The organism is Coriobacteriia bacterium, assembly GCA_014859305.1.
GTDB lineage: Bacteria > Actinomycetota > Coriobacteriia > Anaerosomatales > Kmv31 > Kmv31.
The window spans coordinates 1-14,593 of sequence record JACUUM010000051.1 but is presented as its reverse complement, the minus strand read 5'-3'; the positions used below and the strand labels follow the sequence as shown (position 1 = coordinate 14,593).

General features: G+C 69.1%; 14 protein-coding genes. 9 read left to right on the top strand and 5 right to left on the bottom strand.

Going from position 1 to position 14,593, the window contains the following annotated elements:
- Nucleotides 1-91: 91 nt before the first annotated feature.
- The 4 genes from IBX62_09310 to ugpC all read left to right on the top strand — a co-directional run bounded on the left by IBX62_09310 (nt 92) and on the right by ugpC (nt 4,385).
- Entirely contained in the window at nt 92-1,450 is a 1,359-nt protein-coding gene (locus IBX62_09310; protein ID MBE0477281.1) for a carbohydrate ABC transporter substrate-binding protein, read from the top strand.
- Nucleotides 1,451-1,465: 15 nt separating this feature from the next.
- Nucleotides 1,466-2,380 (top strand): sugar ABC transporter permease, encoded by a 915-nt coding sequence (locus IBX62_09305; GenBank protein MBE0477280.1) that lies wholly within the window; start codon nt 1,466-1,468, stop codon nt 2,378-2,380.
- A gap of 92 nt (nt 2,381-2,472) precedes the next feature.
- Complete coding sequence (locus IBX62_09300; protein ID MBE0477279.1) at nt 2,473-3,249, top strand: carbohydrate ABC transporter permease; 777 nt, start codon at nt 2,473-2,475, stop codon at nt 3,247-3,249.
- A gap of 2 nt (nt 3,250-3,251) precedes the next feature.
- Nucleotides 3,252-4,385, top strand: coding sequence for a sn-glycerol-3-phosphate ABC transporter ATP-binding protein UgpC (ugpC, locus tag IBX62_09295; protein MBE0477278.1), 1,134 nt, complete (start codon nt 3,252-3,254; stop codon nt 4,383-4,385).
- Between the two features lie 329 nt (nt 4,386-4,714).
- On the opposite strand, the gene IBX62_09290 is transcribed toward ugpC, so the two are convergent.
- The gene (locus IBX62_09290; protein ID MBE0477277.1) at nt 4,715-5,572 is read right to left on the bottom strand and encodes an SDR family NAD(P)-dependent oxidoreductase; all 858 of its coding nucleotides are present in this window, start codon (nt 5,570-5,572) and stop codon (nt 4,715-4,717) included.
- A 220-nt stretch (nt 5,573-5,792) separates the two neighbouring features.
- Between IBX62_09290 and pflA the strand changes: the two genes are divergently transcribed.
- Nucleotides 5,793-6,560 carry a pyruvate formate lyase-activating protein gene (pflA, locus tag IBX62_09285; GenBank protein MBE0477276.1) on the top strand — a complete coding sequence of 256 codons (768 nt, stop codon included), beginning with the start codon at nt 5,793-5,795 and terminating at the stop codon, nt 6,558-6,560.
- A gap of 155 nt (nt 6,561-6,715) precedes the next feature.
- Nucleotides 6,716-9,022 (top strand): formate C-acetyltransferase, encoded by a 2,307-nt coding sequence (pflB, locus tag IBX62_09280; GenBank protein MBE0477275.1) that lies wholly within the window; start codon nt 6,716-6,718, stop codon nt 9,020-9,022.
- A 34-nt stretch (nt 9,023-9,056) separates the two neighbouring features.
- Here pflB and IBX62_09275 read toward each other — a convergent pair whose 3' ends face one another.
- Nucleotides 9,057-9,284, bottom strand: a complete 228-nt coding sequence (locus tag IBX62_09275) for a ribbon-helix-helix protein, CopG family (protein ID MBE0477274.1) — start codon at nt 9,282-9,284, stop codon at nt 9,057-9,059.
- A 71-nt stretch (nt 9,285-9,355) separates the two neighbouring features.
- On the opposite strand from IBX62_09275, the gene dauA reads away from it, so the two are divergent.
- Complete coding sequence (gene dauA, locus IBX62_09270; GenBank protein MBE0477273.1) at nt 9,356-11,107, top strand: C4-dicarboxylic acid transporter DauA; 1,752 nt, start codon at nt 9,356-9,358, stop codon at nt 11,105-11,107.
- Nucleotides 11,108-11,119: 12 nt separating this feature from the next.
- Here dauA and IBX62_09265 read toward each other — a convergent pair whose 3' ends face one another.
- Nucleotides 11,120-11,563: a GatB/YqeY domain-containing protein gene (locus tag IBX62_09265; GenBank protein MBE0477272.1), complete on the bottom strand. Its 444-nt coding sequence runs from the start codon at nt 11,561-11,563 to the stop codon at nt 11,120-11,122.
- 99 nt (nt 11,564-11,662) lie between these two features.
- Between IBX62_09265 and IBX62_09260 the strand changes: the two genes are divergently transcribed.
- Together IBX62_09260 and IBX62_09255 are read left to right on the top strand one after the other, a co-directional pair.
- Nucleotides 11,663-12,493: a fused MFS/spermidine synthase gene (locus IBX62_09260; GenBank protein MBE0477271.1), complete on the top strand. Its 831-nt coding sequence runs from the start codon at nt 11,663-11,665 to the stop codon at nt 12,491-12,493.
- A gap of 111 nt (nt 12,494-12,604) precedes the next feature.
- Nucleotides 12,605-13,735 carry a SpoIIE family protein phosphatase gene (locus IBX62_09255; protein ID MBE0477270.1) on the top strand — a complete coding sequence of 377 codons (1,131 nt, stop codon included), beginning with the start codon at nt 12,605-12,607 and terminating at the stop codon, nt 13,733-13,735.
- 66 nt (nt 13,736-13,801) lie between these two features.
- On the opposite strand, the gene IBX62_09250 is transcribed toward IBX62_09255, so the two are convergent.
- Together IBX62_09250 and IBX62_09245 are read right to left on the bottom strand one after the other, a co-directional pair.
- The gene (locus IBX62_09250) at nt 13,802-14,005 is read right to left on the bottom strand and encodes a cold-shock protein (protein MBE0477269.1); all 204 of its coding nucleotides are present in this window, start codon (nt 14,003-14,005) and stop codon (nt 13,802-13,804) included.
- A gap of 154 nt (nt 14,006-14,159) precedes the next feature.
- Nucleotides 14,160-14,593, bottom strand: a 434-nt coding sequence (locus IBX62_09245) for a CapA family protein (protein ID MBE0477268.1), incomplete at its 5' end; no start/stop codon positions are given.

The following is a 14,593-nucleotide window of genomic DNA, read 5'->3' as shown; positions in this document are numbered from 1 at the left end:
CTAGTCGCGCGTTGAGGGGTACATACGACCGCGTACCCGGAAAACCTCTCCACCTACTGGGAGAGGTCATGCGAGGAGGGAGCGTGATCCTATGAGGTCGCGGCCACTGGCATTGCTGCTCGTGCTGGCGGTCTCCGTCGCGATGCTTGCGACGGGGTGCCCAGCCGAGCCCGACGAGGAGGAGGAGATCGGCGCCGTATCGGTCGTCGGCGTCTGGGGCGGCGGTGAGCTCGAGTCGTTCCAGGAGGTCGTGGCCGGATGGGAGGAGGAGACCGGCGGGGAGATGCGCTTCGAGGGGACGCGCGACCTCTCGGCCATCCTTCGTTCCAGGATCGCCGGTGGCAATCCTCCGGACCTCGCCATACTGCCGAACCCGGCGCTGATGCAGGAGTTCGGGGAGGCGGGCGACCTCATCCCGCTCGAGGACGTGCTCGACAACATGGATCAGTTCCGCGAGGACTACGCGGAGCAATGGGTCGAGCTCGGCAGCGTCGACGGGACGCTGTACGGAGTGTTCGTCAAGGCCGCGCCGAAGAGCACGGTGTGGTACAGCCCGCCGGACTTCGAGGAGCAGGGCTATGAGATCCCCGAGTCCTGGGACGACCTCGTGGCGCTGACGAACCAGATCCGCGAACAGGACGACGTGGCTCCTTGGTCGATGGGGTTCGAGTCCGGTGGCGCGAGCGGATGGCCCGGCGCGGACTGGATCGCCGAGATCCTCCTCGCCGAGAGCGGACCTGAAGTGTACGACCAGTGGGTGGACCACGAGATCCCATGGACGCACGAAGCCGTGCGGTCGGCGTTCGAGCGTTTCGGTGAGATCGCGAACACCGAGGGCAACGTCGAGGGAGGCGCATCCGCGATCGTCGGCACGAACTTCGAGGACGCGTCCTACGGGCCGTTCCAGGACCCCCCCAGGTCGCGCATGTACTTCCTCGGCGCCTTCACGCAGGGCTTCATCGAGAGCCAGTTCCCCGACCTCGAGCCCGAGCAGGGCTACGACTTCTTCGATTTCCCGCCGATCGACGAGCAGTATGCCAACGCCGTCACGGTGGGCGGCGACGTCGTCGTGATGCTGAACGACACGCCTTCGGCGCGCTCGCTCCTGGAGTACCTCGCCGACGGCGAGAACTGGCGGCCATGGGCCGAGGCCGGAGGGTTCACCACCGCGAGCGCCGCGCTGAGCGAGGATGCCTATCCCGATCCCGTCGCCGTGAAGGCGGCCGACCAGCTCGCGGAGGCCGACCCGCTCCGCTTCGGGGCGGGCGACGCCATGCCCGCCGAGGTCCAGAGCGCGTTCTGGCAAGGCGTGCTGGACTACGTGCAGAACCCGGGCAACCTCGACAGCATCCTGCAACGGATCGAGTCCGTGGCGGAGGACGCGTACGGCGCCCAGGAGGGTGAGGGCGCACAGGAGGAGACGCCGACCGAGAACGGCGGCGGCGAGTAACCGATGTCCGAGATGATGCCCGAAGGGGCGCCGCCGCAGCGCGGCGCCCCTTCGGGCGACCCCTCCGAGCGTCGCTTCCGGCTCGACCCGGCGTGGCTCTACCTCGCGCCGGCGGCCGCGCTTCTGGGCGTCTACCTGCTCTATCCGGCGCTCAGCACGCTGTACATGAGCCTCTTCGACCCGCGCTCGGGGCAGTACGTCGGGCTCTCCCACTACGCCTACCTGCTCACGCACCGCGAGACGATCCTCGTCTTCCGCAACAACCTGATGTGGCTGCTGCTGTTCACCAGCGCGACGGTGGTCCTGGGGCTGCTGCTCGCGGTGCTGACGAACCAGGTGCGCTACGAGGCGATCGCCAAGGCCATCGTGTTCGTGCCGATGGCGGTGTCCTTCACCGCAGCGGCCGTCATCTGGCGGTTCATGTACGTCTTCCAGCCGGCGCGGTTCGACCAGATCGGGGTGGTGAACGCCATCGTCACCACGCTGGGCGGCCAGCCGGTGGCCTGGATCTCCAACACGACGTACAACAACTTCGCCCTCATAGTCGCGGGCACATGGATCTGGACCGGGTTCGCGCTGGTCGTGGTCTCCGCGGGCCTCAAGGGGATACCGGCCGAGATCATCGAGGCCGCCAGGGTCGATGGCGCCAACGAGCGGCAGATCTTCTGGAACGTCATCCTGCCGATGCTGCAGCCCGTGATCGTCGTGGTCGCGGTGACGCTCGTGATCAACTCGCTCAAGGTCTTCGACCTCGTCTACGTGATGACGTTCGGCAACTTCAACACCGACGTGCTCGCCAACCGGATGTTCAAGGAGATGTTCACGTTCGGCAACTTCGGGCGTGCAAGTGCCGTGGCCGTGATCCTGCTGGCCGGGATCCTGCCGCTCATGGCGCTCAACATCCGTCGCTTCAGGCGGGAGCAGACGTGAACGGCGGCGCAGAGACCCTTGCGGCCCGCACCGTGCGGCGGCTCTCCCGAGGACCGCTTCACGCCGCGATCATCGGCGTGTGCCTGGCTTGGATGGTGCCGACTCTCGGCCTGTTCGTCAGCTCCTTCCGCCCCGCTCGGGCGATCGCCACGAGCGGGTGGTGGACGGCACTGAGGCCGCCGTTCGAGTTCACGCTCCAGAACTACGAGTCCGTCCTGCTCACCCAGGGCATGGCGCAGAGCTTCCGGAACAGCCTCGTCATCACCGTCCCGGCGACCGCGCTGACGATGCTGGTCGCCGCGATCGCCGCCTACGCCTTCGCCTGGATGGAGTTCAGGGGACGCGACGCGCTGTTCCTCGTCGTCGTCGGACTCATCGTGGTGCCCCTGCAGCTCACTCTCATCCCGGTGCTCAGGATGTACGCGTCGATCGGCCTCACGGGCACGTTCCACGGGATGTGGCTGGCGCACGCCGCATACGGCATGCCCTTCGCCATCTTCCTGCTGCGCAACTTCTTCGTGGCGCTGCCCAAAGACCTGCTCGAGTCGGCCTTCCTCGAGGGCGCCACGCACTTCACGGCGTTCAGGCGGATCGTGATGCCGCTCTCTGTCCCCGCCCTGGCGGCTCTAGGCATCTTCCAGTTCCTCTGGGTGTGGAACGACCTCCTGATAGCGCTCGTCTACCTCGGAGGTCATCGGGCCGTGGCGCCGATGACGGTGACGATCTCCAACCTCGTGAACTCCTTCGGCGGAGCGTGGCAGCTGCTCACGGCGGCGGCCTTCGTCTCGATGGTCCTGCCGCTCGCCGTCTTCTTCGCGCTCCAGCGCTACTTCGTCGAGGGCATACTCGCCGGCGCGGTGAAGGGATAGGGATGGCTCGCGTACTGTACGACCACGTGGTGAAGCGGTACGGGGAGGTACACGCCCTCAAGGACTTCACGATCGAGATCCCCGACAAGGAGTTCCTCGTGCTCGTCGGCCCGTCGGGCTGCGGCAAGTCCACCGCTCTGCGCCTGCTGGCGGGGCTGGAGCCGGCGACGGAGGGCTCGATCTACATCGGTGACCGGCGCGTCAACGACGTCCCGGCGAAGGACCGCGACATCGCCATGGTCTTCCAGTCCTACGCGCTCTACCCCCACATGACGATCTCCCGGAACATCGGGTTCGGACTGAAGCTCCGCAAGATGCCGAAGAACGAGATCGCACGCCGGGTGAAGGAGGCGGCGAGGATACTCGGCGTGGAGCAGCTGCTGGACCGCAAGCCCGGGCAGCTCTCCGGCGGGCAGCGTCAGCGCATCGCCGTGGCGCGGGCGATCGTGCGGGAGCCCCAGGTCTTCCTGCTCGACGAGCCGCTCTCGAACCTGGACGCCAAGCTGCGCGTGAACACGCGCGCCGAGATCAGCAAGCTGCACAAGCGCCTCGGCACCACGTTCGTCTACGTCACGCACGACCAGACCGAGGCGATGACGATGGCGGACCGCATCGCCGTGATGGACGTCGGGATCATCCAGCAGGTGGGCACGCCGCAGGAGCTCTACGACCACCCGAGGAACGTCTTCGTCGCCGGCTTCATCGGCAGCCCCGCGATGAACTTCTTCTCGGCCCGCATAGACCAGGCCGACGGGAGGCTGCACCTCGACGGCGGGACGTTCACGATCGAGGTCCCCGAGGGCAGAGCCCCGGAGCTGCAGCGCTACACCGGGCGTAACATGCTCTTCGGCGTGCGGCCCGAGAACATCCACGATCAGGCGTTCGTGCCCTCCGGCATCACTGCCGTGCCCATCACGGTCGACGTGGACGTCACGGAGCTGATGGGCAACGAGGTCTTCCTCCATCTGCTCGCGGGCGAGACCAAGCTGCTGGCCCGCGTGGACCCGAGGACGGGCGCCAGACCCGGCGACCGCATGGACGTCGTCGTCGACCTGGAGCGGATGCACGTGTTCGACCCGGAGACGCGGGAGGCGCTGACCACGGCGCGAAAGGCCGCCGAGGGCGCGCCCGCGTGACGGACGCGGACGTGGTCGCAGGCGCCTACGCGGTCCCGATCGCCCAGATGTTGCCCTCTGAATCCCTGAACCACGCGACCTTCTGCCCGGCCATCATGGCGACGCCCTCGACGGTCTTCAGGCCGATCTCGGTCCCTCTGCCGCACCTCCAGCCCGAGCTTCTCCTCGTAGAACCTCTTCGCCCGCTGGAGATCCTCGACCCTGAGCATCGGATAGGCCCTGGCGGTGGCGAGCCTCGAGCCCGTCGTCGTCATGCCCTTTCCCGTCGTCTCCATGGCTCCACCCTCCTCGGTACGGCTCTCCGGCCGCGGTATGTTCCCAGGACCCGCTCAGTCCCTCAACGAGCCGGCGAGCTCCTCGCTGATGCTCCAGAACCGCTCCCGGACGTCCGCTCGGCGCGCGGCGCGCGCCGGCCGGGCTCGCCGCATCCGCTCGAAGTACTCGCCGGTGACCCCCTCGAGCTCGGGTGAGGCCGCGAGCCGGAAGGGCGCGTCGGCCGCCTTCCCCGGAGGCATCCCGCCGACGTAGGGGAAGCCGGCGTGAAGGAGCTTCGTGGACACCACGCCGGGGTGGAGCGCGTTGGCCGTGACACCGGTGCCCCGCAGGCGCTCGGCGAGCTCGAGCGCCAGAACGACGTTGGCGAACTTGGACAGCGCATACGCCTGGTACGGCTGGTAGCGCGTCCGCCCGCGGACCTCGTCGGGCAGTCGAGAGAGGTCGACGTGCGCGCTCTTGTGCGCGACCGAGGCGACGACGACGATGCGCGACGGGGCCGCCGTCTTCAGCCGGTCGAGCAGCAGGCACGTCAGCAGGAACGGCGCGACCTGGTTCACCTGGAACGTGAGCTCGATGCCGTCCCTCGTCACGACGCGCTCCCCGGAGTACAGGCCCGCGTTGTCCACGAGCACCCCGATGCCCTCGAAGCGCCCCGAGAGCTCCTCGGCCAGGCGGCGTACCGCGGCCAGCGACGAGAAGTCCGCCACGGCGATCCCACACCGCCGGTTGCCCGTGGCGGCCACGACCTCGTCGAGAGCCGCGAGACACCGCCCTTCGTCCCGCCCGTGAAGGACGACCGGGGAGTCCGTCGCGGCGAGCCGCTTCGCCGTCTCCTTGCCGATGCCCGAGGTCGCCCCGGTCACCACGATCGCATCGCCTCGCCTTCCCGGCGAGCGGGGGTCTGCTGGCATGGTCCGGCCTCCATCCGCCCCCAGGACGCCTTCTCCGGCGCGACGGGGGCGAAGCGCTGCGTCGTGGTCGGCCCGTCGGGCCCTCCCAGACGATTCCCCGACCCGCCGCTCGCGCGCCGACGCCGTGTCCGAAGTCGGACCGGGCGAGCGCACCGATGCCGGGGATCCGGATCCGCCCCGGCGTGAGCGCCCGCGGCTTCGCGGGTAGCACATCAGCGTCATGTCGAAGGGTATCGTGCATTCCACCGAGGTCGGCAGCTTCGTGGACGGGCCGGGTATCCGGTTCGTCGTCTTCCTCGCGGGCTGCCCTCTGCGCTGCCAGTACTGCCACAACCCGGATGCCTGGCAGTGCAAGGGAGAGCCGACCGAGGCCGAGGAGGTCCTCGGACGTATCGCTTCGTCGGCCGACTTCCTCAAGGCCGGCTGCGGGGGCGTCACGCTCAGCGGGGGCGAGCCGCTCATGCAGGCGGAGTTCGCGCACGAGATCCTCGAAGGGAGCAAGGACCTCGGCCTTCACACGGCGCTCGACACCTCCGGCTACCTCGGCGACCGGCTGACGGACGAGATGCTCGAGGCGATCGACCTGGTGCTGCTCGACATCAAGTCGTACGACCCCGAGACCTACCGGGAGGTCACCGGGGTCGACGTGGAGCCCACCCTGCGCCTCGCCGAGCGGCTCTCCGAGCTGCGCCAGCCGGCCTGGATCCGGTTCGTGCTCGTCCCCGGCCTCACCGACGCCCCCGAGAACGTGGCGGGCCTCGCCCGGTTCGTCGGCCGGCTCGCGAACGTGCAGCGCGTCGAGATCCTGCCGTTCCACCAGATGGGCAAGCACAAGTGGGAGGAGCTCCGGCTCCCCTACAAGCTGGCGGACACGCAGCCCCCCACCCCCGAGGAGGTCGGCCGCGTGAGAGCCGTGTTCGAGGCGCAAGGCCTGGCGGTGAACGACGGCCGCTTCGCGACGTGCGGGCCGGTGGGCGCCGAGGCGTAGGGGACGAGTGGCGGCGCGCGGCCGGCACGGCACGACGGTCCCCGTGATGCCGGCCGCCCGTGGCGCGCGGCTCAACCCCTCTGCCGCGTGTGCGCCCCGGCCTCATCGGGTAGCACGTCCCTGTGCACGCTGTCGAGGCGAGGAGCGTGAACGCGATGTCGACCACAGTCAAGAGCGCATGCGAGCTGGAGCCTGCGTGGACGGGATTCGAGCCGGGCCGGTGGTGCGAGAGCGTGGACGTGCGCGACTTCATCCAGCACAACCACTCGCCGTACGACGGGGACGACGCCTTCCTCGAGGGCCCCACGGAGCGGACCGCGCGTCTGTGGGAGCGCATCGAGGAGCTGATGCGCGAGGAGAGCCGTCGGGGGATCCTGGACGCCGACACCGACGTCGTCTCGTCGATCACGTCGCACCCGCCCGGTTACGTCGACCGCGAGGCGGAGCTGGTCGTAGGCCTGCAGACCGACGAGCCGCTGAAACGGGCGCTGCTGCCGCAGGGCGGCATCCGCATGGTCGACGGAGCGCTGAAGGCGTACGGCTACCCGCTGTCGCCGCGGATCAAGCGGATCTTCGGCATCCGCGGGTACCGCAAGACCCACAACGACGGCGTGTTCGACTGCTACACCGAGGAGATGCGCAAGGCGCGCAGGTCCGGGATCGTCACCGGCCTGCCCGACGTGTACGGCCGAGGGCGCATCATCGGCGACTACCGGCGCGTCGCGCTCTACGGGGTGGACCGCCTGCTCGCCGACAAGAGGGCGCAGCACGCCGCGATGGCCGAGCGGGAGATGACCGACGAGACCATCCGGCTGACCGAGGAGCTCGCCGAGCAGTACCGCGCGCTGGAGGACCTCAAGACCATGGCGGCGAGCTACGGCTTCGACATCTCCAGGCCCGCCGCCGGAGCGTTCGAGGCGGTGCAGTGGCTGTACTTCGGCTATCTGGGGGCGGTCAAGGAGCAGAACGGTGCCGCGATGAGCCTGGGGAGGACCTCGACCTTCCTGGACGTCTACCTCGAGCGGGACCTGCGCGACCGTAAGCTCACCGAGAGCGAAGCGCAGGAGCTCGTCGACCAGTTCGTGATGAAGCTGCGCATGGTGCGCTACCTGCGCACGCCGGAGTACAACGAGCTGTTCTCCGGCGATCCCACCTGGGTGACCGAGGCGATCGGCGGGGTCGGGGAGGACGAGAGGCACCTGGTCACCAAGACGTCCTTCCGGTTCCTGCAGACGCTGCGCAACCTCGGGCCCGCCCCCGAACCGAACCTGACCGTGCTGTGGTCCCTGGCGCTGCCCGCGGCGTTCAAGGCCTTCTGCGCCAGAGTCTCGGTCGAGACGAGCGCGGTGCAGTACGAGAACGACGACGTCATGCGCGAGATCTACGGCGACGACTACGGCATCGCGTGCTGCGTCTCGGCGATGCGCGTCGGCAAGCAGATGCAGTACTTCGGCGCGCGGGTGAACCTCGCGAAGGCCCTGCTGTACGCCATCAACGGCGGCCGCGACGAGCTCTCCGGCGCACAGGTCGCGCCGCCGAGCGAGCCGTTCACCGCCGACGTGCTCGACTACGACGAGGTGATGTCCAGGTACTCGCCGATGCTGGACTGGCTCGCGCGGACGTACGTGGGAGCGCTCAACATCATCCACTACATGCACGACAAGTACTCCTACGAGCGTCTCGAGATGGCGCTGCACGACCGCGACGTGCAACGCTTCCTGGCGTGTGGCGTGGCCGGCATGTCGGTGGCGGCCGACTCGCTCTCCGCGATCAAGCACGCGAAGGTCTCGGTGGTGCGTGACGAGGAGACGGGTCTGGCCGTCGACTACGCCGTGGAGGGCGACTTCCCCACCTTCGGCAACAACGACGAGCGCGTGGACTCGATCGCCCGGTCGCTCGTGCGCGAGTTCATGACGCGCATCCGGAAGCAGAAGACCTACCGCGACGCCATCCCGACCCAGTCGATCCTCACGATCACCAGCAACGTGGTCTACGGCAAGCTCACGGGCTCGACACCCGACGGGCGCAAGGCCGGCGAGCCGTTCGCCCCCGGGGCCAACCCCATGCACGGGCGGGACATCTCCGGACCGGTCGCCTCGATGTGCTCGGTGGCCAGCCTGCCCTATGAGTACGCGCAGGACGGCATCTCCTACACGTTCTCGATCGTCCCCGCCTCGCTGGGGCGCACCGAGGACGAGCGCGTCTCGAAGCTCGTCGGCATGCTCGACGGCTACTTCGGGCAGGGAGGCCATCACATCAACGTCAACGTGCTCGACCGCTCGACGCTGCTCGACGCGATAGACCATCCCGAGAAGTACCCGAACCTCACCGTCCGCGTCTCCGGCTACGCGGTGAAGTTCAGCAGGCTCACGCGCGAGCAGCAGCTCGAGGTCGTTGACCGCACCTTCCATGGCCTCGACGACGTCGAGAAGGTCGCGGTCGTCGGCGCGTGCGTGGAGTGAGGCACGGGACGGAGGCTCGGCGCCGCCGTCGCCCTCAGCGGCGAGACGTGTGGGTGTCCTCGGCCGGGTCCTCCCGCCACCCGGGCCCGGTCCGCCGCTCGACGTAGTCGCGGATCATCTTTCGCACCATCTGGGACGGCGTGACGTCCTCTTCGCGGCACAGGCGCTCGAACGCGGCCTTCTTACGCGGGTCGATCAGCACGGTGAGCCGCGCGCTGCGCTCCTCCATCTCAGCCCTCCTCTTGCGAGTGATGTTAATCATATTAACATTGACATCGTATCACATTCGTACCTAGTGTTAACTCCTTCCTGCTTGCCGAGCGCCGAGGAGCCATGCCCCACCGCGAGCACCTGACCACGGTCCGGCTCGGGAGCGCCCTGAGCGACGTCCTGCGGGATCGTCCCTACCGGCTCGCGGACCTCGGGCGAGACGCGCTCGCGGGTCTCACCGTAGGCGTCATCGCCGTCCCGCTCGCCATGGCCCTCGCCGTCGCGAGCGGCGCGCCGCCGCAGAACGGGCTGTTCACCGCCGCCGTCGCGGGCCTGGTCGCCGCCCTCGCGGGGGGCTCGCGCTTCAGCGTCTCGGGTCCCACGGCGGCGTTCGTGGTCATCCTCGAGCCCGTGGCACGCCGCTACGGCATGGCCGGCCTGGGCACGGCGACCCTGTTCGCCGGCGTCATACTGATCGGGCTCGGGTCGGCGCGCCTGGGCAGGCTGATCGAGTACATCCCCGAGCCGGTCACCGTCGGCTTCACGTCGGGGATCGCATCGGTCATCGCGATACTGCAGGTCAACGACTTCCTGGGGCTCGGCATCACCGACCTGCCCGAGCATACGCTGGCCAAGGCGGCCCACTTCGCCCGGGCCGCCCCGAACCTCGACCCCGCGGCGCTGGCGGTGGGAGGGCTCACGCTGCTGGCGGTCGTGCTGTGGCCGAGGGAGCGTCTCGTGATCCCTGGGCACGTCCCCGCCCTCGCCCTCGGCATCGCCGCGGCGCTCCTGCTCGCCAAGGCGGGTCACACGGTCGATACCATCGGTTCGCGCTTCACCTTCGCCCTGGCCGACGGAGGGCTCGGCCACGGCATCCCGCGCGCGCTGCCCTCCTTCGCGCTGCCCTGGAACCAAGCCGGAGCCGGCGGCGCTCCGCTCACCTGGTCGCTGCCGGTCGCGCGCGAGCTGCTCTCGGCGTCGCTGTCCATCGCGGTGCTCGGGGCGATCGAGTCGCTGCTGTGCGCGGTCGTGCTGGACCGCTCCACCGGCACCAGACACCACGCCAACGGTGAGATGCTCGGCCAGGGACTCGCCAACGTCGTCGCTCCCTTCTTCGGCGGCATCCCGGCGACGGCGGCGCTGGCGCGCTCGGCGGCCAACGTCAAGGCCGGCGCCCGCACGCCGCTGGCGGCCGCGCTGCACGCGCTGGTGGTGCTCCTCGGCATGCTCGCGCTGGCACCGCTGCTCTCCCTCGTTCCGATGGCGTCGATGGCCGCGCTGCTGCTGACCGTGGCGTGGAACATGAGCGAAGCCGACAAGGCCGTGACGCTGGCGCGGACGAGCCCCGGGGCTGACCGGCTCGTGCTGCTCTCCTGCCTGGTGCTCACCGTCGCGTTCGACATGGTCGTCGCGATCACCGCGGGCGTGGTGCTGGCCGCGCTGCTGTTCATGCGCGACGCGTCGCGGTTCACGCAGGTCCGCGACATCACCGCGAGCGAGAAGCACGTGCGCGGCGGGGCGCCGTCGGGCTGGAAGGTCTACAAGATCACCGGCGCGCTGTTCTTCGCGGCGGCGGACCGCGTGCTCGCCGAGGTCCTGTCGGACGCGCCCGACGGAGGAGGCATCGTGCTGTACGCCGACGGCGTCACCGTGCTCGACGCCGGAGGCGCGGCTTCGTTCGAGCGCTTCACCGAGGAGTGCGCGTCCCGCGACATCGAGCTGATAGTCGCCGACCTCCAGCCCCAGCCGCTGAGGACCGCCCGAGCCGCGGGGCTGTTCACCGGCTCCGAAGGCGTCCGGCTCGCGCCCACTCTGGCGGAAGGACTGCTGTGGGCCCGCCTCGCCGCGGCGCCGACGGGCCGCCGGACGGCGTAGCGCCGCGCGCCCTCAGCCCAGCTTCGCGCCCACCATCCGCGCGACTTCGGCCTTGTCGCAGTTGCCGCCCGTGGCCGACACCACCATACCGATCGCCCTGCCCATGTCGCGCTTGTCCGTGAAGCCGCCCTCGGCCAGCACCCCTTCGACGACGGCCTGCAACTCGTCGCCGGTGACCTGCTCGGGCAGGTAGCCGCTCAGGATGTCGACCTGCGCCTGCAGGAGTGCGGTGCGCTCCGGATCCGTGCCGGCCTTGATCGAGCCCTCGAGGGTCTCGCCGGTCTGCTTCAGCACCTTCTTGAGCGCGCCGACGACCTCCTCGTCGGTGGCCGGCCGCTTCGCCTCCTTCTCATGCGTGTCGATCTCGTTCTTCACGAGCCTCAGGATCGACAGCCGGGGCTTGTCGTGCGCGCGCATGGCGGCCGCGATCTCGGCGTTGACGAAGTCCCTGTCCAAAGTCGTCCTCCCGTTCGGCAGGCGTACGGCCCGCTACAGGGTACCCTGTTCGTGCATCGCACCTCACCCGCGAACGTCCCGTCGTCCGGAAGGTGCCCCGTGTACGAGCACGATTCCGAATACCACCGCCTGCGCGTCACTGAGAACGACGGCGTGCGCACGCTCAGGTTCGAGCGCAACGAGCAGTCCTCGATGCGGCTCGACGACCCGTTCGAGACCGACATCGACTACGTCGGCTACCTGCACCTCACCATGGCGGTGAAGCCCGACGCCGCACGTACCCTCGTCATCGGGCTGGGAGGCGGCTCCCTCGTGAAGCGCATGTGGCGCGACTACCCGGCGATGCGCCTGGACGTCGCCGAGATCGACCCCGAGGTCGTCGAGGTCGCGCGCGCGTTCTTCGCGCTGCCCGACTGCGAGCGCATCCGCGTGGTCCTCGGCGACGGGCGCGCGTGGCTCTCGACCTGCTCGGAGACCTACGACATCGTCGTCGTGGACGCCTTCGACGACGACAGGGTCCCCCGCCGGCTGCTCACAGAGGAGTCCATGCGCGAGGCCCGCGAGCATCTCGCCCCCGACGGGGTCGTAGCCTACAACGTCATCGGCTCCGTGTACGGCCCGCACAGCAAGCCCCTCCGCAGCCTGCACCGCACCGCCTCGAACGTCTGGCGCCGAGTCTGGACCTTCCCCGTCGGCATCGCCGAGGACCTCAGCGACGCGGCGCGAAACATCATCCTGCTTGCCTCCGACAGTGAGCTGACCGAGGACGAGCTGCTCGAGCGCATCGCGACCCGGGTCGACGGGCTGGTGACGGTACCGGGCTTCGAGCGCTTCTCCGAGGACCTCTACCAGGGGAAGGTCCGCACAGGCGACGTCGCGATCATCACGGACCCTCCCCGCGATCGCAGGCGAAGCAGGCGCCGGAGCTGATGCGGGCTGAGCGACCTGTTGCGGCCGCGCCGCCTCGAAGGCGAGGGCTCGGCCCGGGACGGGCCCGAGTACAGGGTAGACTCGACACAGAGCCGTTCTCCGAGGAGGGTCATGACTCGAGTCGATCTGGCGTTGCACGTCCTCGACTCTCTCCCCATGCCGGTGGCGTACTTCGACCGGGAGGGCGTGTGCCGCCTGTGCAACCCCTCGGCTGCGGGGCTCTTCCGGCGAAGCCGGGAGGCGGTCCTCGGCCTGCACCTGGAGGTCCTGGCCGAAGACAATCCCCAGTTGCTGTCCCTGGCTCGCTGGGTCCTCGGGGGGCAGGGGCGGGCGACGCGGATGCTCCGGTTCCCCTTGGACGGCGGCACCGTCGCCGTGCTCCTCTCGGCCATCCCCCACGCCGAGGAGGGGGAGTTGGTCGGGGTGCTCCTGACCGGCGTCGACGCTACCCAAGCCACCGAGGCGTTACGCGAGGCGAGACGGGAGATCGCGGACCACAAGCGAGGGCTCGCCGAGGCCCTGTGGGCGCTCGACATCATCGAGGAGCCCATGCTCGCGCTGCCGGCCGAGCTTCGGGGGATCGAGTTCGCCGCGGTCTACCGGTCTGCCTCGCGGGTCTCGCGCGTGGGCGGCGACTTCTACGACATCATCGAACTGGCGCCGTACTCGTATGCCGTGCTGATCGGCGACGTGTCGGGAAAGGGAACGGAGGCGGCGCCGGTGACGTCGACGATGAAGCAGGGAGTGCGGGCCTTCGCCTCCGAGGGCTATCCTCCATCGGCCGTGTTCCTGAAGTTGAACCGAGGACTGGTGAAGTCCCTGCCGACCGAGATCTTCGTGACCGCGACGCTCCTGCTGTTCGATGCGAGATCGGGAGAGATCGTCTGGGCGAACGCCGGGCATCCGCCGGGGATCGCCGTGGTGGCGGATGGGACGACGCTCCTGGAGCCGACCGGTCCGGTCCTGGGCGTGCTGGAGAACGCGTCGTACACGGACGGGCGCATGGAGCTGCCCTTCGGGGGCTACCTCCTCCTGTACACCGACGGCGTCGTCGAGGCCCGAAGGGACGGCGCGTTCTTCGGCGAGAAGCGGCTGTTGCAGGTCGTCTCGAGCCTCGCCCGGAGCACGACTCAGCAGGTCGTGGACGCCGTGTACGCCGAGGTGTCCGTCTTCACGGCCAGCCGGTTCGACGACGACATCGCGATGCTCGCGTTGGCGCGAAGCCGGGACGGCGGCGAGTGACGGCCGCGAACGAGAAGAGGCGGCCCCGAAGGACCGCCCCTCTCCCTTTGCGAACAGCGAGACCGGCTAGGCCTTGCGGATGTTGCTCGCCTGCAGCTTGCCGTTCTGACCGGTGGTCACTTCGAACACGACGGCCTGGCCCTCGTCGAGGGTCTTGAAGCCCTCGCCCTGGATCTCGCTGAAGTGAGCGAAGACGTCGTCCCCGTCCTCACGCGAGATGAAGCCGTAGCCCTTGTCCGGGTTGAACCACTTGACGGTACCTTCAGCCATGGAACCCATCCAATCCTTCGCCCCACTCCGGAGGCGAACAAGAGAGCGACGCGACTCCCGCCTGAGAGCGGATGCCACGCCGCAGACATTCGGGCCACCTTTGGCCCGCGGGCGTAGTATGCACCTGTTCGGCGCCATGTCCTAATCTCCCTGGTCAGGAAGCCGGCTTTCTGGAGTCCCGGTGCGCGCGGGGGGTCGCCCCCCGGGAACCCTCGATCCGCCGGGTCACGGCGGTCACCCCTAGCCTGTCAAGGACGGCGGCCGCCTCCTCGAGGTCGCACGGCCGCGGCTGGTACGTCACGCGTCGGTTGTCCACCTCGAGGCACTCGACCGTGATCCCGGTCAGGCCCGACGCCGTGTACTCGGTGGTCAGCACGAGGCCGTAGGGAGGGTCGGACGGCGAGAACCTCCCGGGAGCGCCGAACACGAAGTTGCCGAGGGAGTAGAAGACCGGCGTCGAGCCGAGGACCTCGGCCGGCTGCGGCACGTGAGGACCGTGGCCGACGACGAGATCGTATCCCGCCTCGGCGAAGGCCGCCGCCTGCAGACGCTGCTCTTCGATGACCCCCTGATAGTTCGCCCCCCAGT